The organism is Streptomyces sp. NPDC094448, assembly GCF_044763775.1.
Lineage (GTDB): Bacteria > Actinomycetota > Actinomycetes > Streptomycetales > Streptomycetaceae > Streptomyces.
On the sequence record NZ_JBIWGU010000006.1, the window covers coordinates 257391 to 275472 of the forward strand.

At 70.3% G+C, this 18082-nt stretch carries 18 protein-coding genes; 3 read left to right on the top strand and 15 right to left on the bottom strand.

All coding sequences use genetic code 11. The features are described from left to right. Positions 1 to 108: 108 nt before the first annotated feature. The 10 genes from tatC to ACIQ9E_RS14185 all read right to left on the bottom strand — a co-directional run bounded on the left by tatC (position 109) and on the right by ACIQ9E_RS14185 (position 9079). Positions 109 to 1077, bottom strand: coding sequence for a twin-arginine translocase subunit TatC (gene tatC, locus ACIQ9E_RS14140; protein ID WP_403706584.1), 969 nt, complete (start codon positions 1075 to 1077; stop codon positions 109 to 111). A gap of 62 nt (positions 1078 to 1139) precedes the next feature. Beyond that, complete coding sequence (gene tatA, locus ACIQ9E_RS14145) at positions 1140 to 1436, bottom strand: Sec-independent protein translocase subunit TatA (RefSeq protein WP_366260435.1); 297 nt, start codon at positions 1434 to 1436, stop codon at positions 1140 to 1142. Positions 1437 to 1772: 336 nt separating this feature from the next. Then, entirely contained in the window at positions 1773 to 1970 is a 198-nt protein-coding gene (locus ACIQ9E_RS14150) for a hypothetical protein (RefSeq protein WP_403706586.1), read from the bottom strand. Positions 1971 to 1975: 5 nt separating this feature from the next. After that, positions 1976 to 2275, bottom strand: coding sequence for a hypothetical protein (locus tag ACIQ9E_RS14155; protein ID WP_403706588.1), 300 nt, complete (start codon positions 2273 to 2275; stop codon positions 1976 to 1978). Positions 2276 to 2517: 242 nt separating this feature from the next. Beyond that, positions 2518 to 3483 (bottom strand): WYL domain-containing protein, encoded by a 966-nt coding sequence (locus ACIQ9E_RS14160; RefSeq protein WP_366260433.1) that lies wholly within the window; start codon positions 3481 to 3483, stop codon positions 2518 to 2520. Positions 3484 to 3500: 17 nt separating this feature from the next. Next, a complete protein-coding gene (locus ACIQ9E_RS14165; protein WP_403706590.1) occupies positions 3501 to 4481 on the bottom strand; it encodes a helix-turn-helix transcriptional regulator in 981 nt (326 codons plus the stop codon). Between the two features lie 346 nt (positions 4482 to 4827). Further along, complete coding sequence (locus ACIQ9E_RS14170) at positions 4828 to 5199, bottom strand: FKBP-type peptidyl-prolyl cis-trans isomerase (protein ID WP_366260432.1); 372 nt, start codon at positions 5197 to 5199, stop codon at positions 4828 to 4830. A 43-nt stretch (positions 5200 to 5242) separates the two neighbouring features. Then, complete coding sequence (locus ACIQ9E_RS14175) at positions 5243 to 6202, bottom strand: FKBP-type peptidyl-prolyl cis-trans isomerase (protein ID WP_403706592.1); 960 nt, start codon at positions 6200 to 6202, stop codon at positions 5243 to 5245. A gap of 165 nt (positions 6203 to 6367) precedes the next feature. Then, positions 6368 to 7729: a Pup--protein ligase gene (gene pafA / locus ACIQ9E_RS14180; RefSeq protein ID WP_006350204.1), complete on the bottom strand. Its 1362-nt coding sequence runs from the start codon at positions 7727 to 7729 to the stop codon at positions 6368 to 6370. A gap of 9 nt (positions 7730 to 7738) precedes the next feature. Beyond that, positions 7739 to 9079: an MFS transporter gene (locus ACIQ9E_RS14185; protein ID WP_403706594.1), complete on the bottom strand. Its 1341-nt coding sequence runs from the start codon at positions 9077 to 9079 to the stop codon at positions 7739 to 7741. Positions 9080 to 9252: 173 nt separating this feature from the next. Between ACIQ9E_RS14185 and ACIQ9E_RS14190 the strand changes: the two genes are divergently transcribed. Continuing rightward, positions 9253 to 10293, top strand: coding sequence for a LacI family DNA-binding transcriptional regulator (locus tag ACIQ9E_RS14190; protein ID WP_403706596.1), 1041 nt, complete (start codon positions 9253 to 9255; stop codon positions 10291 to 10293). A gap of 147 nt (positions 10294 to 10440) precedes the next feature. Further along, positions 10441 to 11550, top strand: coding sequence for a hypothetical protein (locus ACIQ9E_RS14195; protein ID WP_403706598.1), 1110 nt, complete (start codon positions 10441 to 10443; stop codon positions 11548 to 11550). Between the two features lie 43 nt (positions 11551 to 11593). On the opposite strand, the gene prcA is transcribed toward ACIQ9E_RS14195, so the two are convergent. The 5 genes from prcA to arc all read right to left on the bottom strand — a co-directional run bounded on the left by prcA (position 11594) and on the right by arc (position 17474). Further along, positions 11594 to 12385 (bottom strand): proteasome subunit alpha, encoded by a 792-nt coding sequence (prcA, locus tag ACIQ9E_RS14200; RefSeq protein ID WP_403706600.1) that lies wholly within the window; start codon positions 12383 to 12385, stop codon positions 11594 to 11596. 46 nt (positions 12386 to 12431) lie between these two features. After that, on the bottom strand, positions 12432 to 13277 hold the full coding sequence (gene prcB, locus ACIQ9E_RS14205; protein WP_403706602.1) for a proteasome subunit beta: 846 nt from the start codon (positions 13275 to 13277) through the stop codon (positions 12432 to 12434). Positions 13278 to 13448: 171 nt separating this feature from the next. Further along, positions 13449 to 13667, bottom strand: coding sequence for a ubiquitin-like protein Pup (locus ACIQ9E_RS14210; RefSeq protein ID WP_006350198.1), 219 nt, complete (start codon positions 13665 to 13667; stop codon positions 13449 to 13451). Between the two features lie 268 nt (positions 13668 to 13935). After that, the gene (gene dop / locus ACIQ9E_RS14215) at positions 13936 to 15447 is read right to left on the bottom strand and encodes a depupylase/deamidase Dop (RefSeq protein WP_403706604.1); all 1512 of its coding nucleotides are present in this window, start codon (positions 15445 to 15447) and stop codon (positions 13936 to 13938) included. Between the two features lie 260 nt (positions 15448 to 15707). Next, positions 15708 to 17474 carry a proteasome ATPase gene (gene arc / locus ACIQ9E_RS14220; RefSeq protein WP_403706606.1) on the bottom strand — a complete coding sequence of 589 codons (1767 nt, stop codon included), beginning with the start codon at positions 17472 to 17474 and terminating at the stop codon, positions 15708 to 15710. Between the two features lie 265 nt (positions 17475 to 17739). On the opposite strand from arc, the gene ACIQ9E_RS14225 reads away from it, so the two are divergent. Continuing rightward, positions 17740 to 18051: a ferredoxin gene (locus tag ACIQ9E_RS14225; protein ID WP_403706607.1), complete on the top strand. Its 312-nt coding sequence runs from the start codon at positions 17740 to 17742 to the stop codon at positions 18049 to 18051. Positions 18052 to 18082: the final 31 nt, after the last annotated feature.

The following is an 18082-nucleotide window of genomic DNA, read 5'->3' on the forward strand; positions in this document are numbered from 1 at the left end:
ACGGGCCGGCACGGGGCCGGACAGGGCACGGGGCCGGACGGAGAATCCCGTCCGGCCCCGCTTCCGCATCGTTCCCCTGCGCCCGCTCGCCGGGGGATACGGCCCGTCTCAGGTGATGTCGTCGTAGCCGTTCACCCGGTGGGCCCGGCCGCCGTCGCCCTCGCGGCCCGTCTGCTCCGGCGAACTGCGCGGGGCACCGATCGTCTCGACCTCTCCGATCTCGGAGGGTGAGAGGTCGAGGTCGGAGGCCTCGTCGTCGCGCGGCCCCCGCAGCTCCCGCAGCCTGCGCCGCCGGTCGTTGAGGAGGGAGACACCGGTGGCGAGGAAGTACAGGACGACGATGGGGGCCGCGAGGGCCATCATCGTCAGCGGCTCGGTGCTGGGGGTGGCGATCGCCGAGAAGACCGTGATGCCCATGATCATCGCGCGCCACCAGCCGAGCATCCGCCGCCCGGTGACGACCCCGCCGAAGTTCAGCATCACCAGCAGCAGGGGCAGTTCGAAGGCGAGCCCGAAGACGACCACCATCCGGGTCACCAGGTCGAGCAGATCGTCCAACGGCAGGAGGTTGTCCACGTCCGTGGGCGTGAACTGGATGAGGACCTCCGCCGTGGTCGGCAGGACCGTGTAGGCGAAGTAGGCGCCCATGAAGAAGAGCGGGGAACCCGCACCGACGAACGCGAGGGCGTACTTCTTCTCGCCGCGGTGGAGCCCCGGTGCCACGAAGGCCCACAACTGGTACAGCCAGACCGGCGAGGCGAGGACGATGCCCGCCATCAGCGACACCTTCAGCGCGAGGGTGAAGGGGGTGAGCAGGCCGTTGATGGTGATCTGGGCACAGGTGGTGCCCTCGGGCTTCTTCTGCAGCTCCGAGAAGGAGGCGTCACAGCCCACCGAGTCCAGGATCGGCTTGGTGATGAAGTTGATGATGTCGTTGTAGAAGAAGGCGGCCACGACCGTGACGACCAGGATGGCCAGGATGCCCTTCGCCAGCCGGTTCCTCAGCTCGCGCAGATGCTCCACGAGAGGCATCCGCCCCTCGGGGTCCTTCTCCTTCTTGCGGGCAGGCTTGAGCAACCCACGTCCTCATCTCGTGCGGCAGGCCCGCCTCTCCCGGCGGGCCTGTGGGCGGCCCTGTCTCAGCGCTGGGCGGAGTCCGTCGGCTCCGACACCGGGCGGGAACTCGTCACATCGCCGGGCGCGGCCTGGATCGTCCGCTGGCCGGGCTGCTGCTCCTGGCCGGGGCCGGGCTGCGGCGGGGCGGCTGCCGCGGTGTCCTGACTCTCGGCCTTCATCGCCTTGGCCTCGCTCTTGAGGATGCGAGCCGACTTGCCCAGGGAACGGGCCATGTCCGGAAGCTTCTTGGCGCCGAACAGGAGGATGATCACGACGAGGATCAGAACGATCTCACCGGGGCCAATCTTTCCACCGAACATAAGCGTGTACCTTCTCACCGAGGCGGCTGGGGTGTGGCGGGCGCGCGGTGGGCGGACAGACGTCCGACCACGATGCTGTCAGCGATCGTAACCCCAAGCAGTGAACACAGGGCAATGCCCGTGCATCCGCCATATGGCCGGGAACCCCCGGCGACCTGGCCGGTTACCGCGCGAACACCGTGGGTACCGGCTCTCGGGGACACGGCCTGAACCCGCCCAACGAAGATCGTCCGCAAACCGTCGGGCCCACGGCGCCCCGGCCGGAGAAGCCCCGGTCGGGGGCGATTCCCCCGAGCGGGCGCCCGGTAGCGGGCCGGGCCCTGCGCCCGGTGCGGTTCAGAGGGTGCGGCCGCCGTTGCGGGCGAGGTCTCCGGCGGCCCGCTCCAGGCTCTCCGACGCCTGCCCGATCCGCTCCGTCGCCCGGGCCACCTCCCGCCCCAGCCGCCGGGCTTCGACGAAGACCCTGATACCGAGGGCGCCGAGGACGGCGATCCCGGCGAAGCCGAGGACGATGGCGAGCACGGGCCAGAGCATGGGCGTTACACCTGGAGGTTGGAGGGGGTACGGGCCGCGGGCGCGGCCACGGGCTGAAGGCGGAGGGTGCTGACCCCGCCGCCGGTGAGGAGTTCGACGATCCGCTCCCCCGCGGGCCTGCGGACGGCGGAACCGCATTCGGGGCAGGTGAAGGAGTAGAAGGTGGTACGGCGGCTGCCGCCGATGGCCAGCCGCAGGGCCTGCGCGCTCAGCTCACACCGGGCGCGGCAGTCGGGGCACATGGCCCTGAAGAGCACGGACCCGGCCGCCGAAGCGGCGCCCGCAATATCGGACATGAGTGACATGTGACACGAATCTCCTCAACCTTGGTCGGTACGTCCCGGCCGACGTCCCGGCCGAATGATCTCGCGCGGGGGGTCCCGCTGTCCGCCCGTGGACGGAAATCGGCACAACACCCGCCACAACAAGGCATCGTTTCCGGACAATTCCGGGATCCGCCGCGAACACGGCCCCGAAGGGCCGAACCGGACCGGATCGCCGCACCGGGCGGCGGGACCGGCCCGCCCCGGCCCGGAGACGGGAACCGCTATCCGAGGCCCTCGTAGGCGGCCAGCGCCTCCCGGGCCGCCCGCCGCGCGCTCTCCGCCAGATCCGCGGGCTCCGTGATCCGCCCGTCCGCGCCCAGCCGCAGTGCGAGCCGCCGCAGGGAGGCGGGCGATGAGGTGCGCAGCGTGATCCGGAGTCCGCCGCCGGGCAGTTCCTCGGCCCGGTCGTGCGGATAGTACTCGGCGACCCAGCGCCCGCCGAGCCCCACCTCGACCACCACCTCGGGATCGTCGGCGGACGGCTGGACCAGCCCCTTCGACAGATCCGACAGATCCCGCGGTTCGATCTCGGGCGGGGCGGCCGGGGCATCCAGCAGCCTGATCTCGGCGACCCGGTCGAGCCGGAAGGTGCGGCGCGCCTCGGAGAGCCGGCACCACCCCTCCAGATAGGTGTGCCCGACGGCGAACAGCCGGACCGGGTCCACCTCGCGCTCGGTGAGTTCGTCGCGCGCCGGTGAGTAGTAGCGGAGCCAGAGCCGCCGCTTCTCGGTGATCGCCCGGTCGACGGCGGCGAAGACCCCGCCCTCGGATTCGAAGGTCACCGAGAGCCGGGAGGACGCCCCGGCCGCCTCTCCGGCCGCCGTCTCCAGTTTGGCGGTGGCCCGCAGCAGCGCTTCCCGGTCGCTCTCGCGCAGACCCGGCAGGGTGGCCACCGCCCGGGCGGCGACCAGCAGCGCGGTCGCCTCGTCCGCCGCCAGCCGCAGCGGCTCCGCGACATCGTCCGGGTTGTGCCACCAGATCCGGTCGCCGTCGGTGTCGATGTCCAGCAGATCGCCGCCGCGGAAGCTCGTCCCGCACATCGGCAGCAGATCGAGATCGGAGATCAGTTCGTCCTCGGTGATCCCGAAGGCCCGCGCCACGTCCTCGACGCGTGCGCCGGGACGTTCCCGCAGATAGGTGACCAGGGAGAGCATCCGCCTGGTCTGGTCGATGGCATTGGCCGCCACGGCTCAGCCCACCTCTCTCAACCCTGGGCCACGGCACGCAGCCGGTCCATGACATCGGCCCGCAGACCGGCCGGTTCCACCACGACGACATCGGGACCGAACTCGACGAGCCAGGCGTCGAGTCCGTGTCCGTACGGAATCTCCAGCTCGTCCCAGTCCGGTCCGGCGGCGCGGACGGAGGACGCGCGGGCACGCAGCGGATAGCCGGCGCCGGAGCGGAGCCTGATCAGTGCCGTGCGGGTGGCCGTCTCCCCCGCCCAGCTCTCCACGGTCTCGCGGACCGTGGAGACATCGGGTACGGGTGCGGTGAAGGAGCCGGTCCTGGAGCGGACCCGGCCGGTGATCCGGGAGAGCCGGAACACCCGCTCGGCACCCCGGTCGCGGTCCCAGCCCGCGAGGTACCAGTGCCCGCGCCAGCACTCCAGGGTCCACGGTTCGATCTGGCGCTGTTCGGGACGGGCGGCGCTGGACTTGCGGTAGTCGAAGACGACGGGCCGCCGGTCACGGCAGGCGAGCATCAGCGGTTCGAACGCGGCCTCGTGGACGGGGATCCTCGGCTCCAGCGCGCTGGGCCGCTCCTCGTACGCCTCCTCGGCCTCCGGCATTCCGGCGGCCCGCAGCTTCTGGAGCGCCCCGCTGGCGGCTCCGGCGAGCCGGGCCTGCTGCCAGACCCGGGCGGCGACCCCGAGAGCGGCCGCCTCCTCGGCGTCGAAGGTGATCGGCGGCAGCCGGTTGCTGTCACGGCGGGCGAGATAGCCGACCTCTCCGTCGAGGTTCTCCACCGTCTCGATGACCAGGCCGAGTTCGCGCAGATCGTCCTTGTCGCGTTCGAACATCCGGTTGAAGGACTCGTCCGATCCGGCCGAGGGGTCGGTGGGCCGGAAGGCCTCGACATAGGCCTCGATGGACTCGCGCAGCTCGCGCTTGCTGAGCGGGCGGCGCGTTCCGAGCAGGCACAGCGCCAGATTCATCAGCCGCTCGGCCTTGGCAATCGCCATCGACGCCCCGCACCTCTTCTGGTTCTTCGGATCGTTCCGGTCGGATCCCGGGTCCCGCCCGACGACCGTACCGCCCCGGGGCGTCCGGGTGAAAGTTGGGCCGACGCCCTGGGGACAACGACGGGATGTTCCGGATGGAAGGGACGAATCACCCGGGCGGTACGGCGCCCGGGGAGGGCTCCGGGCGAGGCCGCCCGGAAACGGCAGAGGCCCGCACCCCCGGAAAGGGGCGCGGGCCAATGACCCGGCCGCACGGAGCGGCCGGCCGCGTACTCGCGAGGGAACCCGGAGCGGCGGAAGCAGAGAACCGCGGAACCCGCGGAGCCCACTGAAAACGCGGATGACCTCAGACGGAGATCAGGTCCACGACGAAGATCAGCGTCTCGCCGGGCTTGATCCGGCCGCCCGCGCCCCGGTCTCCGTAGCCGAGGTGGGCGGGGATGGTGAGCTGACGGCGGCCGCCGACCTTCATCCCCTGCACGCCCTTGTCCCAGCCGGCGATGACCTGACCGGCACCCAGCTGGAACTGGAACGCCTGGCCCCGGTTCCAGGAGGCGTCGAACTCCTCGCCGGTGGAGAAGGCCACGCCCACATAGTGAACGGAGACGAAGTTGCCGGCCTTGGCCTCGGCGCCGTCGCCCTCCCAGATCTCCTTGATCTCCAGGTCCTTCGGCGGCTCGCCGCCCGGGAAGTCGATCTCGGGCTTCTCGATGCTCACTGCTGCTTGCTCCTCGAATGATGAACGGACAACCGGGACAGTCTTACACCTTCGCCAGAATGTCCATCGCGAAGACCATCGTGGAGTTCTTCGGGATGCCCTGCTGCTCCTGGTCGCCGAAGCCCTGGTCCGGCGGGACGACGAGCAGCACCCGGCTGCCGACCTTCTTGCCGACCAGACCGTCCTTGAGGCCCTTGACACCGAGGTTCTGCAGGTTGAGCGTCTCGGTCATGTCCATCGCGTAGGTGCCGCCGAACTTCTTGGCACCGTCCCACAGGAAGGCGTCGTACTTCACGACGACGCTGTCCTTGTCGGTCACCGCCGGGCCGGAGCCCTCCAGCACGTACTCCGAGACCAGCTTCTTCGGGGCCTCGGCGTCCTTCGGGAAGGTCACCGAGGGTGCCTTGCCGTCGGTGTTGACGCCGACCTTCGGCAGCGCGGCGTCCGTCTGCGGTACGGCGGTGCCCTTGGCGGCCTGCGGAACGGTCGTCCCCTTGACGATGTCCATCACGAACACCAGGGTGGCGTTGGCCTTGATGTCACCGCGGGCGGTCTTGCCGTAGGCGAGGTCCGGCGGGATCGAAACCTCCAGCCGGCTGCCGACCTTCTGCTTGTCCAGCGCCTTCTGCCAGCCCTCGATGACCCCGCCGCCGCCGATGGTGACCGGGAAGGGCTGGCCCTTGCCGAAACTGGTGTCGAACGGCTCGGTCTCGTCCCACTCCTGGCCGTAGTAGTTGACCTGGGCCTGGTCGCCCTTCTTCAGGACGGCGCCCTTGCCCTCGCTGAGAACTTCGATCTTCAGCTCCTTGGGCGGGGTGCCCTCGCCCTTGGCCAGGGTGGGCTTCTCGCCGAAGGCGGCCCCGTCGGTGATGGCGGGGAGGCCGCCCTTGGACGAGATGGAATCGGAGCCCTTGTCCTCGCTCCCGCACGCCGCTGTCGACAGCAGCAGTGCGGGTACGACGAGGAGGCCGCAGAGGGCCCGGAGGCCGGCAGGTCGACGCACGTGTTCCTCAGATCTCAGACGTCACGGGTGGAGAGTCCCCGACACTCTAGGGCGTGCGGAGGGCCCCGCACGCAGAACGTACGGGGCCCGGGCGGCGTTCCACCGTTTGGTGTGACAGATCGGACCGCCGGATGCGCGGGTGACGGGGATCACTCCCGCCGCGGGTCACATTCCGGCGATGAGCTTCTCCACCCGGTCGTCGACCGAACGGAACGGGTCCTTGCAGAGGACCGTGCGCTGCGCCTGGTCGTTGAGCTTGAGGTGCACCCAGTCGACGGTGAAGTCCCGGCGCTGCTCCTGGGCCCGGCGGATGAAGTCGCCGCGCAGCCGCGCCCTGGTGGTCTGCGGCGGCACCGACTTGCCCTCGAAGATCTTCAGGTCGTTGCAGATCCGGGCGGCCCGCCCCTTCCGCTCCAGCAGGTAGTAGAGCCCCCGGCGGCGGTGGATGTCGTGGTACGCGAGGTCTATCTGCGCGACCCGGGGATGCGACATGCTCATATTGTGCTTGGCCCGGTACTGCTCGATGAGCTGGTACTTCATGACCCAGTCGATTTCGGTCGCGATCCGGTCGAGGTCCTGCTCCTCGATGGCGTCGAGGGTACGGCCCCAGAGCTCCAGCACCTGTTCGACGGTGCCGGTGCGGATTCCGCGCCGCTCCACGAAGTCGACGGCCTTCTCGTAGTACTCCCGCTGCACCTCCAGCGCGGAGGCCTCCCGGCCGCTGGCCAGACGGACCTTGCGCTGCCCCGTGGTGTCATGGCTGACCTCGCGGATCGCCCGGATCGGGTTCTCCAGGGTGAGATCCCGCATCACGGTCCCGGCTTCGATCATCCGGAGCACCAGATCCGTCGCCCCGACCTTCAGCAGCATCGTGGTTTCGGACATGTTGGAGTCGCCGACGATCACATGCAGCCGGCGGTAGCGCTCGGCATCGGCGTGCGGCTCGTCCCGGGTGTTGATGATGGGGCGGGAGCGGGTGGTGGCGGAGCTGACGCCCTCCCAGATGTGCTCGGCGCGCTGGCTGACGCAGTAGACCGCGCCGCGCGGGGTCTGGAGCACCTTTCCGGCGCCGCAGAGCAGCTGCCGGGTGACCAGGAAGGGGATGAGGATGTCGGCGAGGCGCGAGAACTCCCCGTGGCGGGCGACGAGATAGTTTTCGTGGCAGCCGTAGGAGTTTCCGGCGGAATCGGTGTTGTTCTTGAAGAGATAGACGTCGCCCGCGATCCCCTCCTCGTGCAGGCGGCGTTCCGCGTCGACGAGCAGACCTTCCAGAATGCGCTCGCCCGCCTTGTCGTGCGTGACCAGCTCGGTCACGTTGTCGCATTCCGGTGTCGCGTACTCCGGATGCGAACCCACATCGAGGTAGAGGCGGGCGCCGTTGCGCAGAAACACATTGCTGCTGCGGCCCCATGACACGACACGGCGGAAGAGGTAGCGCGCCACTTCGTCAGGTGACAGTCGGCGCTGTCCCCTGAACGTGCACGTGACGCCGTACTCGTTCTCCAGCCCGAAAATGCGGCGGTCCATGTCTGAACATTACGCCTCACGCCCGGAGCTGAAACCGGGTTCGGCCGCACCGTTGCGATCATTTTCCCCGGAGCCGAAACGCGTGTCCGCGAAGTCGTCCGGTTCCGGGGCCGCCGGAACGGAGCCGGAACGTACCGGGCACCCGGCGGCAGCGGGCGCCGCGAGCACCCGCGAAGTGGCCGTCAGCACCAGCAGCGCGGCGAGTCCGGCCGCGCCCGCGACGGAGAAGCTCCACGCGGTACCCGCCCCTTCGACCACGGGCCCGGCCACGGCGGTCCCGGCCGCGGCCCCCACTCCGAAGGCCGTCACCAGCCAGGAGAAGGCCTCGGTGACCGTCCCCGCCGGGGCGTGCCGGTCGACCACGACGAAGGAGCAGGCCAGCGCGGGGGCGAGGAAGACGCCGGACAGCGCGGCGAGGCCGAGCATGGGGACGACTCCCGGGGTGAGCGCCAGCGGCAGATAGCCGAGGGCCAGCAGGGCCGTGATCGCCCTGAGCCTGCTCTCGGGGGTGCCGGGCCAGTGCCGCGCGCCGTACACCACGCCGCCGACCAGGGCGCCGAAGCTCAGCGCCGCCAGCAGCCAGCCGTAGATCTCGTCCCGGCCGTGGTCGTCGGCGTAGGCGACCCCGGCGACGGTGATGGAGCCGAGGGCGAGCCCGACGAAGAAGAAGGCGCCGAAGAGGGCCAGCAGCCCGGGTGAGCGCAGTGCACCCAGCCAGTGGGCCTCGCGGGGCGCGGACCGCCAGGTGCGCGAGGGTTCGCTGGAGACGACCGCCAGGGCGCCGAGCACCCCGAGGACGTTGATCACCACCAGGGCGGCGGCCTCGGAACGGAGCGATACCAGCAGGGTCACCAGCAGCGGCCCCACGGTGAACATGACCTCCTGGGCGACCGCGTCAAGGGCGTACGCCCGGTGGACCCGCTCCTCGTCGCGCAGCACCGTGGGCCACAGCGCCCGCAGCCCGCCCTCCAGGGGCGGGGTGAAGAGTCCGGCCACCGCGACGGCCCCGAAGGCGACCGGCAGCGAACCGATCCCGGCGACGGCCAGCAGCACCATGCCCAGCGCGGACACCACGGCGGCCGGCAGCTGCACCCGGAGCTGCCCCTTGAGGTCGACGGCCCGGCCGAGCAGCGGCTGCCCGACCGCCGTGGCGACTCCGTATACCGCGGCCAGGGCGCCCGCGAGGCTGTAACTGCCGCCTTCGGCCCGGGTGAACAGCACCACGGCCACCGGTCCGGTGGCGTGCGGCAGCCGCCCGACCAGCGTCCCGCCGAGCAACCGCGCGGCGTACGGCATCCGGAGCACATCCCCGTAACCGGTCCGGCCCGCGCCGGCACCCCCTGCCCCCATGCTGTCCCGGCCTTCCCCTTCGCCCCGGCGAAGTGTTACGTATAACCCAACGCGTTATACGTATCACGGCCGGGGGCTCCCGGTCGAGTCCTCCCCCGCGGCCCCTGGCCGGGGCCGGGCCGGGTCCCGGCGCTATGTTGAAGGCGTTCACCTGCGCCCGAGGAAAGGCACCCATGGCAGAGGGCCCCGCCGCGGGCGGCTCCACGGCCGCTACCCGGCCCACCAGCAGGGACGTGGCGCGGGCCGCCGGCGTCTCGCAGGCCACGGTCTCCCTCGTCCTCGGCGGCAAATGGCGCGGCCGGGTCTCCGAGCGGACCGCGGACACGGTCCGCGGCGCCGCCCGTGACCTGGGCTACCGCCCCAATCTGGCGGCCCGGAGCCTACGGCTCGGCCGCACCCGTACCGCGTTGCTGGTCGTCCCGGCGCTCACCAACGAGTTCTTCGCCCGCGTGTACACGGGAGCGGCGTCGGTCGCCGCCGAACACGGCTTCGGCGTCGTCGTCTACCCCGCCCCCGATGTGCAGGAACGCGCCCGGGACCCGTTCGCGTCGGCGCGTGCCGCGCTGGACGGGGTGATCGCCTCCTCGATGGCCACCGAGGCGCTGCGGACGCTGCACGACTCCGGTCTTCCGCTGGTGATGCTGGACAGCGACCCCGCCGACCGGACGGCCGCCGCCCGGGTGAACATCGACATCGCCGACGGAATGCGGCGGATCGCGGACCATCTGCTGGGCCTCGGCCACCGCCGCTTCCTCCATCTGGCGTCGGATGTGAGGTCCTGGACCTTCGACGTCCGCGCCCGGGCCCTGGCCGAGGCGCTCGGCCGGGCCCCCGGCACCGCGGTACGGACCGTACGCGCCCCGCTCGCCGTCGATCCGGCCCGCGCCGCGGCCGAGGCGGCCCTGCGCGAACCCGGTCCGCTGCCGACCGCGATCGTCTGCGACGGGGATTTCCAGGCCGCCGGTGTCACCAAGGCCGTACGGCGGCTGGGGCTGCGCATCCCCGGCGATATCTCGGTCACCGGATTCGACGATCTGACCCTCGCCACGGCCCTGGAACCCGAACTGACCACGGTCGCCCTGCCCGCCGAACGCGTCGGCGAACGCGGGATGACCGCCCTGCTGGCCGCCCTGGACGGCGAACGGTCCCCGGGCGGCGACCTCCCGGTCGAGCTGGTCGTGCGGGGCTCCACCGCCCCGCCGCCCCCGGACTGACCACCGGACCGGCCACCGAGCGGCACCCGACCGGGGCCGGGACGGAACCGTACCGTCCGTACGGCCCCGTCCCGGTGGCGTGACCGCCGCATTGCGGTGAACCGCAGGCCCTTGAGGGTGCGCGCGGGGCGTGCCACGATCACGATCATGACGAGCCCGGCGGAGACACCCATCGACGCCGTCCCGGCGGGGGCGGTGGACACGGCTCCGGGCACGGTGGTGACGGCCGCGGGCACCCTGCTGGCAGTGCGGCGCGAGGACCGCCTGGAGATCTACGACACCGAGGCCTTCCTCGGCGGCGGTGCGCCCCTGAGCGCGGTGGACGTACCGGCCACGGCGCCCGCCGCCCCGCTCGGCGGCGGAGCGGTGATCGCCGAGGCCGACCGGATCCGGTCCGTCGGTGCGGACGGCGGCCTCCGCTGGGAGCTGCCGCATCCGCCGTGGCGCGGCGGCTCGGGGCCGCCGATGGCCCCCGGCACTCCGGCCGTCAGCCCCGACGGCACCCTGATCGGGGTGCTCGTCCCCGCTCCGGACGGCGATACGGAGTGCGGGGAGCCGCTGCCCGACGGGCTGCCCCGGCTCTGCCGGGGGCGGGACGTGCTGCTGCTGGTGGACGCCGCGGACGGCCGGATCCGGGCCGCCCGCCCCCTGAACAGCCGGGCCTCCGTCGTCACCCAGCGCTGGCACCCCGGCGGGCGGCTGCTCGGCCTGTCGTGCTGGACAGCCTGGTACTCCTGGTCGACCTGGTGGGTGGCGCCGCGACGCGACGGACTCCATCTGCGCGGCGGCACCCGGATGCGGGAGGTCGTGGGCTTCGTCCCCGGCACGGAGCGCCCGCTGACCCTGCGCCGCGCCGAACGGCTCGCCCCGGACGACGACCGCGACGAACTCGCGGTCCACGACATCACCGCCGACGAACCCGTCGTCCGTTACGACCTGGCGGAACTCACCGGCCGGGAGCCGGAAAACCGCCACGCAGACGGTGCCGACCGTGCCGATGGGGGCCACCGGGAGTCCGATGCGGTCTTCGAGGACGTCTGCACCCTGAACGCCGGAAAGCTGCTGGTCGCGGCGCGGCAGCAGCGGCCGGGGCGCCGGCCGACGGCCCGGCACTGGCTCTGCTCGGCGGCCACTCTGCGCCCGCTGGGCGCCCTGCGTTATCCGGAGCCGCCGGGCCCGGCGACCGCGCTGGGCGACGGCACCTGGCTCACCGAGGGCCCCCGGGGCTTCCGCCGCTGGTCACTGCCCGAGAGCTGACCCGGGCGGGCCCCACCGGCGGGCGGCCGGTGGGGCGGCCGGACTACTGTCCGCTCTCCTCCGGTCCGGCGGAGCCCTCCCCGGACTCCCCGGCAGGGTCGGCGGAAGGTTCCGACGGGGGCGCTGCGGCACCGCCGGGCTCCTCCAGCAGCCGCGAGAGCCGGCTGCCGACGATCCTCTTGAACTTGCGCTTCTGCGGTCTCGTACGGTCGAGGACCGCGACCTCCAGCCGGTCCGCGGGGATCTCCCGCTCGCTGCCGTTGGTCTGGTTGGAGAGCGCCTGGACGGCCAGCTTCAGCGCCTCCGACAGGGACATCCCGTCATTGTGCCGCTGGTCGAGATAGGTGCTGATCTGCTCGGCGTTGCCGCCGACCGCGACCGAGCCGTGCTCGTCCACGATCGAACCGTCGTGCGGCAGCCGGTAGATCTGGTCGCCTTCGGCGGTGTCGCCGACCTCGGCGACCACCAGCTCCACCTCGTAGGGCTTCTCGGCCTGGCTGGAGAAGATGGTGCCGAGCGTCTGGGCGTAGACGTTCGCCAGCCCGCGCGCGGTCACATCGTCGCGATCGTAGGTGTAACCCCGCAGGTCGGCATAGCGGACACCGCCGATCCTGAGGTTCTCGTACTCGTTGTACTTACCGGCGGCCGCAAAGCCGATCCGGTCGTAGATCTCGCTGAACTTGTGCAGCGCGCGGGACGGATTCTCGCCGACGAACACAATGCCGTCGGCGTACTGCAGCACCACGAGGCTGCGGCCCCGGGCAATGCCCTTGCGGGCGTATTCCGCCCGGTCCTGCATGGCCTGGGCGGGCGAGACGTAGAACGGTGTCGTCACCGGCTATCCGACCCTTTCTTCCAGTTTTCTGTCAGTGGCGGGAGCATCAGAGGAGCGCGGCGCGCGGGCCGTCCGGCTGTTCCATCCGGTGCTGGACGACCGAACGGGCCACCTCCGAGGACCGCTCCGCGGTCAGGCGGTCGACGCCTTCGTCGTCGATGACCACGACGATCGGGTAGATCCGGCGCGCCACATCGGGTCCGCCGGTCGCCGAATCGTCGTCGGCTGCGTCGTACAGCGCCTGGACCACCAGGGTGACGGCCTGGTCCTTGGTCAGATCGTCACGGTAGAGCTTCTTCAGGGAGCCGCGGGCGAAGACCGAACCGGATCCGGTAGCGGTGTAGCCCTGCTCCTCGAAGCGGCCGCCGGTGACGTCGTACGAGAAGATCCGGCCCCGCTCACGGCCGACGTCGTACCCCGCGAACAGCGGCACCACGGCCAGGCCCTGCATGGCCATGCCCAGATTGCCGCGGATCATGGTGGAGAGACGGTTGGCCTTGCCCTCCAGGGACAGCTGGGCGCCCTCGACCTTCTCGAAGTGCTCCAGCTCCAGCTGGAAGAGCTTCACCATCTCCACCGCGAGCCCGGCGGTGCCGGCGATTCCCACGGCCGAATACTCGTCGGCCGGGAACACCTTCTCCATGTCCCGCTGGGAGATCATGTTGCCCATCGTGGCCCGCCGGTCACCGGCGATCACCACACCGCCGGGAAAGGTGACCGCGACGATGGTGGTGCCATGCGGGGCTTCGAAGGCGCCCTGCACCGCCGGGAGCTCCCGGTTGCCCGGGAGCAGCTCCGGGGAGTGCTCGCCGAGGAAATCCATGAACGACGACGAGCCGGGCGTCAGGAAGGCTGCCGGCAGACGCCCGGTGCTACGGGAATTGGCTTCCACGCGATCCCTTCCGGGTAGGCGGCGGCCCGGCTCGGGAGCGCGGGCCGATCTTACGAACTGTGCACGGACCTTACCCGCGCCGTGACCGGTCATCCGCCCCGGTGCCCCCTTTCCCCCGGCGGGCGGGGGCACGGGGCGGACGTCCGGCGCTCTCCTCCTGCGCTCAGGAGGTCACTCGCCGCCCTTCTGCACAAAGGAGCGCACGAAGTCCTCCGCGTTCTCCTCCAGGACGTCGTCGATCTCGTCGAGTACGGAGTCGACGTCGTCGGAGAGCTTCTCCTGCCGCTCCTTGAGGTCCTCGGACGCCTGTGCGTCCTGGGTCTGCTCCTCGACCTCCTCCGTGGAACGCGTGGCCTTCTGCTGTCCGCCGCCGGTGTCCTTGGTCGCCATGTCCCTCACCCCGCTCGGTTGGCCCTGACGTGATCCGTCCGGTCATGATCAGACGCTACCCGGACATTACAAGGAGCGTCCGACAACGGCCCTGTACTTTCTCAACGCCGGAGGACCTCCTCTGTGATTCCGCGGTTCCACGGTTCGTGTTTCCGCAGTTCCGCCCTTCGCCGGTTTCCGTGATCCACCGTTCCCGAGATGATTCCCGGGCACCGGCCCTTTAGACCCGCCCGCTCCTCCGGATCCCGCCGGGCCACCGGGGCCGGATTCAATGGCCCGAGAGCACCCTGACCAGGTCCTCCGCCGTACGGCAGCGGTCCAGCAGGTCCTTGACGTGGCTCCGGGTGCCGCGCAGCGGCTCCAGGGTCGGCACCCGCTGGAGGGAATCCCGGCCCGGCAGATCGAAGATCACCGAGTCCCAGCTCGCCGCCGCCACGTCGTCCGCGTACTGCGCCAGGCAGCGGCCCCGGAAGTAGGCCCGGGTGTCCTCCGGAGGCTCGGTCTCCGCCCGTACCACATCGTCCTCGGCCAGCAGCCGCTTCATCCTGCCGCGGGCCGCCAGACGGTTGTACAGGCCCTTCTCGGGGCGTACGTCGGCGTACTGGAGGTCCACCAGATGGAGGCGGGCCGCGTCCCAGTCCAGACCGTCCCGGCGGCGGTAGCCCTCCATCAGCTCCCGTTTGGCCACCCAGTCCAGCTCCCCGGCCAGGCTCATCGGATCGTTCTCCAGCCGGTTGAGGGTGTCCTCCCAGCGGCTGAGCACATCGGTGGTCTGCTCGTCGGCGTCGGCGCCGTACCGCTCCTCGACATACTTCCTGGCCAGCTCGTAGTACTCCATCTGGAGCTGGACGGCGGTCAGGGTCCGTCCACTGCGGAGCGTGATCAGCTGCTTCAGGCCGGGGTCGTGGGAGACCCGGTGCAGGGTCCGCACCGGCTGGTCCACCGCCAGATCGACCGCGATGAAATTGTCCTCGATCATGGAGAGCACCAGAGCCGTGGTGCCGAGTTTGAGATAGGTGGAAATCTCCGAGAGATTCGCATCGCCGATGATCACATGAAGCCGCCGGTACTTCTCGGCGTCGGAGTGCGGCTCGTCCCGGGTGTTGATGATGGGCCGCTTCAGCGTGGTCTCCAGACCGACCTCGACCTCGAAGTAGTCGGCCCGCTGACTGATCTGGAAACCGTGTTCGTGGCCGTCCTGGCCGATGCCGACCCGGCCGGCGCCGGTGACCACCTGGCGGCAGACGAAGAACGGCGTCAGATGGCGCACGATGTCCGAGAACGGGGTCTCCCGCTTCATCAGGTAATTCTCGTGGGTGCCGTAGGACGCGCCCTTGTTGTCGGTGTTGTTCTTGTAGAGGTGGATCGGCTGGGCACCGGGGAGCAGCGCGGCGCGCTCGGCGGCGGCCGCCATGATCCGCTCCCCCGCCTTGTCCCAGAGGACGGCGTCCCTCGGGTTGGTGACCTCGGGGGAGCTGTACTCGGGGTGGGCGTGGTCGACGTAGAGCCGGGCGCCGTTGGTGAGGATCACATTCGCCAGCCCGATGTCCTCGTCCGTGAGCTGGCTGGAGTCGGCGGCCTCGCGGGCGAGGTCGAAGCCGCGGGCGTCCCGCAGCGGATTCTCCTCCTCGAAGTCCCAGCGGGCGCGCCGCGCCCGGTGCATCGCCGCCGCGTAGGCGTTGACGATCTGGGACGAGGTGAGCATGGCATTGGCGTTCGGATGCCCCGGGACGGAGATTCCGTACTCCGTCTCGATGCCCATTACTCGCCGTACGGTCATGCGGTCCTCCTTGCCCGGCGGCGCTCCCGTCCGGGAACGGCGCTCAAGTACCGCTGGTGCTCCGGTGCGCATGCGGTGCCCGACCCCGCACGCCGCGACCCGGCGGTACCGATGAGCCTAGGCCCTCGCTTCCGGATCATGCCGGTGGTCTCCGTGCCCGCGGGGAGATCGTTCTCATCATGAGTGGATACGGCCGGGGCGGCCGGAAACGACACCGGCTGCGGATGCCCCGGCCGGGCATCCGCAGCCGGTGTCCGCTCTCACAGGTACTGACCGGTGTTCGCGACGGTGTCGATGGAGCGGCCGGTGTCCGCGCCCTGCTTTCCGGTGACGAGCGTCCGGATGAACACGATCCGTTCGCCCTTCTTTCCGGAGATACGGGCCCAGTCGTCCGGGTTGGTGGTGTTGGGCAGGTCCTCGTTCTCCTTGAACTCGTCCACGCAGGCCTGGAGGAGGTGCGCGACCCGCAGACCCTTCTGGTTGTGGTCGAGGAAGGCCTTGATCGCCATCTTCTTGGCCCGGTCGACGATGTTCTGGATCATCGCGCCCGAGTTGAAGTCCTTGAAGTAGAGAACCTCCTTGTCACCGTTGGCATAGGTGACCTCCAGGAAGCGGTTCTCCTCGGACTCTGCGTACATCTGCTCGACGACGGACTGGATCATCGCCTGTGCCGCGGCCTCCTTGGAGCCGTTGTGCTCGCCGAGGTCGTCGGCGTGCAGCGGCAGCGAGGCGGTGAGGTACTTGGCGAAGATGTCCTTTGCCGCTTCCGCGTCCGGGCGCTCGATTTTGATCTTCACATCGAGCCGGCCGGGCCGCAGGATCGCGGGGTCGATCATGTCCTCTCGGTTGGAGGCGCCGATCACGATCACGTTCTCCAGGCCCTCGACGCCGTCGATCTCGGCGAGGAGCTGGGGGACGATGGTGTTCTCGACGTCCGAGCTGACCCCGGAGCCGCGGGTGCGGAAGAGCGACTCCATCTCGTCGAAGAAGACGATCACCGGGGTGCCCTCGGACGCCTTCTCCCGGGCCCGCTGGAAGACCAGCCGGATATGGCGCTCGGTCTCGCCGACGTACTTGTTGAGGAGTTCGGGGCCCTTGATGTTGAGGAAGTAGCTCTTGCCCGCGGGCTGCCCGGTCACCTCGGCGACCTTCTTGGCAAGGGAGTTGGCGACGGCCTTGGCGATCAGTGTCTTGCCGCAGCCGGGCGGCCCGTAGAGCAGGATGCCCTTCGGCGGCCGCAGTTCGTGCTCCTTGAAGAGATCGGGGTAGAGATACGGGAGCTCGACGGCGTCGCGGATCATCTCGATCTGGCCGCCGAGGCCGCCGATCTTGTCGTAGTCGACGTCGGGGACCTCTTCGAGGACGAGTTCCTCGACCTCGCTCTTGGGCACCACCTCGTAGACGTAACCGGAGCGCGGTTCCAGCAGCAGGGCGTCGCCGGGGCGGATGGTGGCGTCCAGCAGCGGCTCGGCGAGCCGTACCACCCGCTCCTCGTCGGTGTGCCCGACCACCAGGGCCCGCTCGCCGTCCTCCAGGATCTCCTTGAGGGTGACGATGTCCCCGGCGCGCTCGAAGGCCATGGCCTCGACCACGTTGAGCGCTTCGTTGAGCATGACCTCCTGGCCGCGCCGCAGCTCGTCGAGTTCGACGCTGGGGCTGACGTTGACCCGGAGTTTGCGGCCGCCGGTGAAGAGGTCACAGGTGCCGTCCTCGTTGGCCTGGAGGAAGACACCGAAACCGGCCGGCGGCTGGGCGAGCCGGTCGACCTCCTCCTTGAGGGCCACGATCTGGTCGCGGGCCTCACGGAGCGTATTGGCGAGCCGCTCGTTCTGCGCGGACACGCCGGCCAGATTGGTCTGGAGCTCGACGATCCGCTCTTCGAGAATCCTCGTGTGCCGCGGAGAGTCGGCGAGCTTGCGGCGCAGGACGGCGATTTCCTGCTCGAGATAGGCAACCTGGCCGGCTGGGTCCTCAGACCCCCGCCCGGGCCGGATGCCGCGGTTGATGTCGTCGTCGTGGGCTGCCACGGTCCTCACCTCCTCCAAGGGGAGCTGGACGCTTCCTGACCCTACCTGGGTGGGTGATGATTGAAACCCCTAGATCACAAAGACGGTCGGGGCGTGTCCGATCTTCACCCTTGCGCTCTCCCTCACGCCAGGGGAATACCCACCCAGCACCCTCCGAAAGCGGGCGGTTGTATCGTCGGGGGTGTTCAACACCCGTCGGGGCTGGCGCGACTTGCTCGCCCGGCGCCTCGCGGATGTTTCACCCCACGCAGGAACGGCAGGAGACATGACCGTGCAGCACGAGGCCCCGCCCCCGGAGGCCGCCGAGGCGCTGGAGGTCTGGATCGACCAGGACCTCTGCACCGGCGACGGGATCTGCGCCCAGTACGCCCCGGACGTCTTCGAGCTGGACATCGACGGGCTGGCGTATGTGAAGAGCGCCGACGACGAACTGCTCCAGGAGCCGGGGGCGACCACCCCGGTTCCGCTGCCGCTGCTGCGGGACGTGGTGGATTCCGCCAAGGAGTGTCCGGGCGACTGCATCCATGTCCGCCGGGTTTCGGACAGCGTCGAGGTGTACGGCCCCGACGCGGAGTAACGATTCGTTCGTGCTCCGTACCGCCCTGCCG

Bases quoted from the DNA above. Each gene is read 5' to 3' on its own strand.
- tatA (WP_366260435.1), bottom strand. From the start codon at position 1,436: ATGTTCGGTGGAAAGATTGGCCCCGGTGAGATCGTTCTGATCCTCGTC.
- ACIQ9E_RS14150 (WP_403706586.1), bottom strand. From the start codon at position 1,970: ATGCTCTGGCCCGTGCTCGCCATCGTCCTCGGCTTCGCCGGGATCGCC.
- ACIQ9E_RS14155 (WP_403706588.1), bottom strand. From the start codon at position 2,275: ATGTCACTCATGTCCGATATTGCGGGCGCCGCTTCGGCGGCCGGGTCC.
- ACIQ9E_RS14165 (WP_403706590.1), bottom strand. From the start codon at position 4,481: ATGGCGATTGCCAAGGCCGAGCGGCTGATGAATCTGGCGCTGTGCCTG.
- pafA (WP_006350204.1), bottom strand. From the start codon at position 7,729: ATGGACCGCCGCATTTTCGGGCTGGAGAACGAGTACGGCGTCACGTGC.
- ACIQ9E_RS14185 (WP_403706594.1), bottom strand. From the start codon at position 9,079: ATGGGGGCAGGGGGTGCCGGCGCGGGCCGGACCGGTTACGGGGATGTG.
- ACIQ9E_RS14190 (WP_403706596.1), top strand. From the start codon at position 9,253: ATGGCAGAGGGCCCCGCCGCGGGCGGCTCCACGGCCGCTACCCGGCCC.
- ACIQ9E_RS14195 (WP_403706598.1), top strand. From the start codon at position 10,441: ATGACGAGCCCGGCGGAGACACCCATCGACGCCGTCCCGGCGGGGGCG.
- ACIQ9E_RS14210 (WP_006350198.1), bottom strand. From the start codon at position 13,667: ATGGCGACCAAGGACACCGGCGGCGGACAGCAGAAGGCCACGCGTTCC.
- dop (WP_403706604.1), bottom strand. From the start codon at position 15,447: ATGACCGTACGGCGAGTAATGGGCATCGAGACGGAGTACGGAATCTCC.
- ACIQ9E_RS14225 (WP_403706607.1), top strand. From the start codon at position 17,740: ATGACCGTGCAGCACGAGGCCCCGCCCCCGGAGGCCGCCGAGGCGCTG.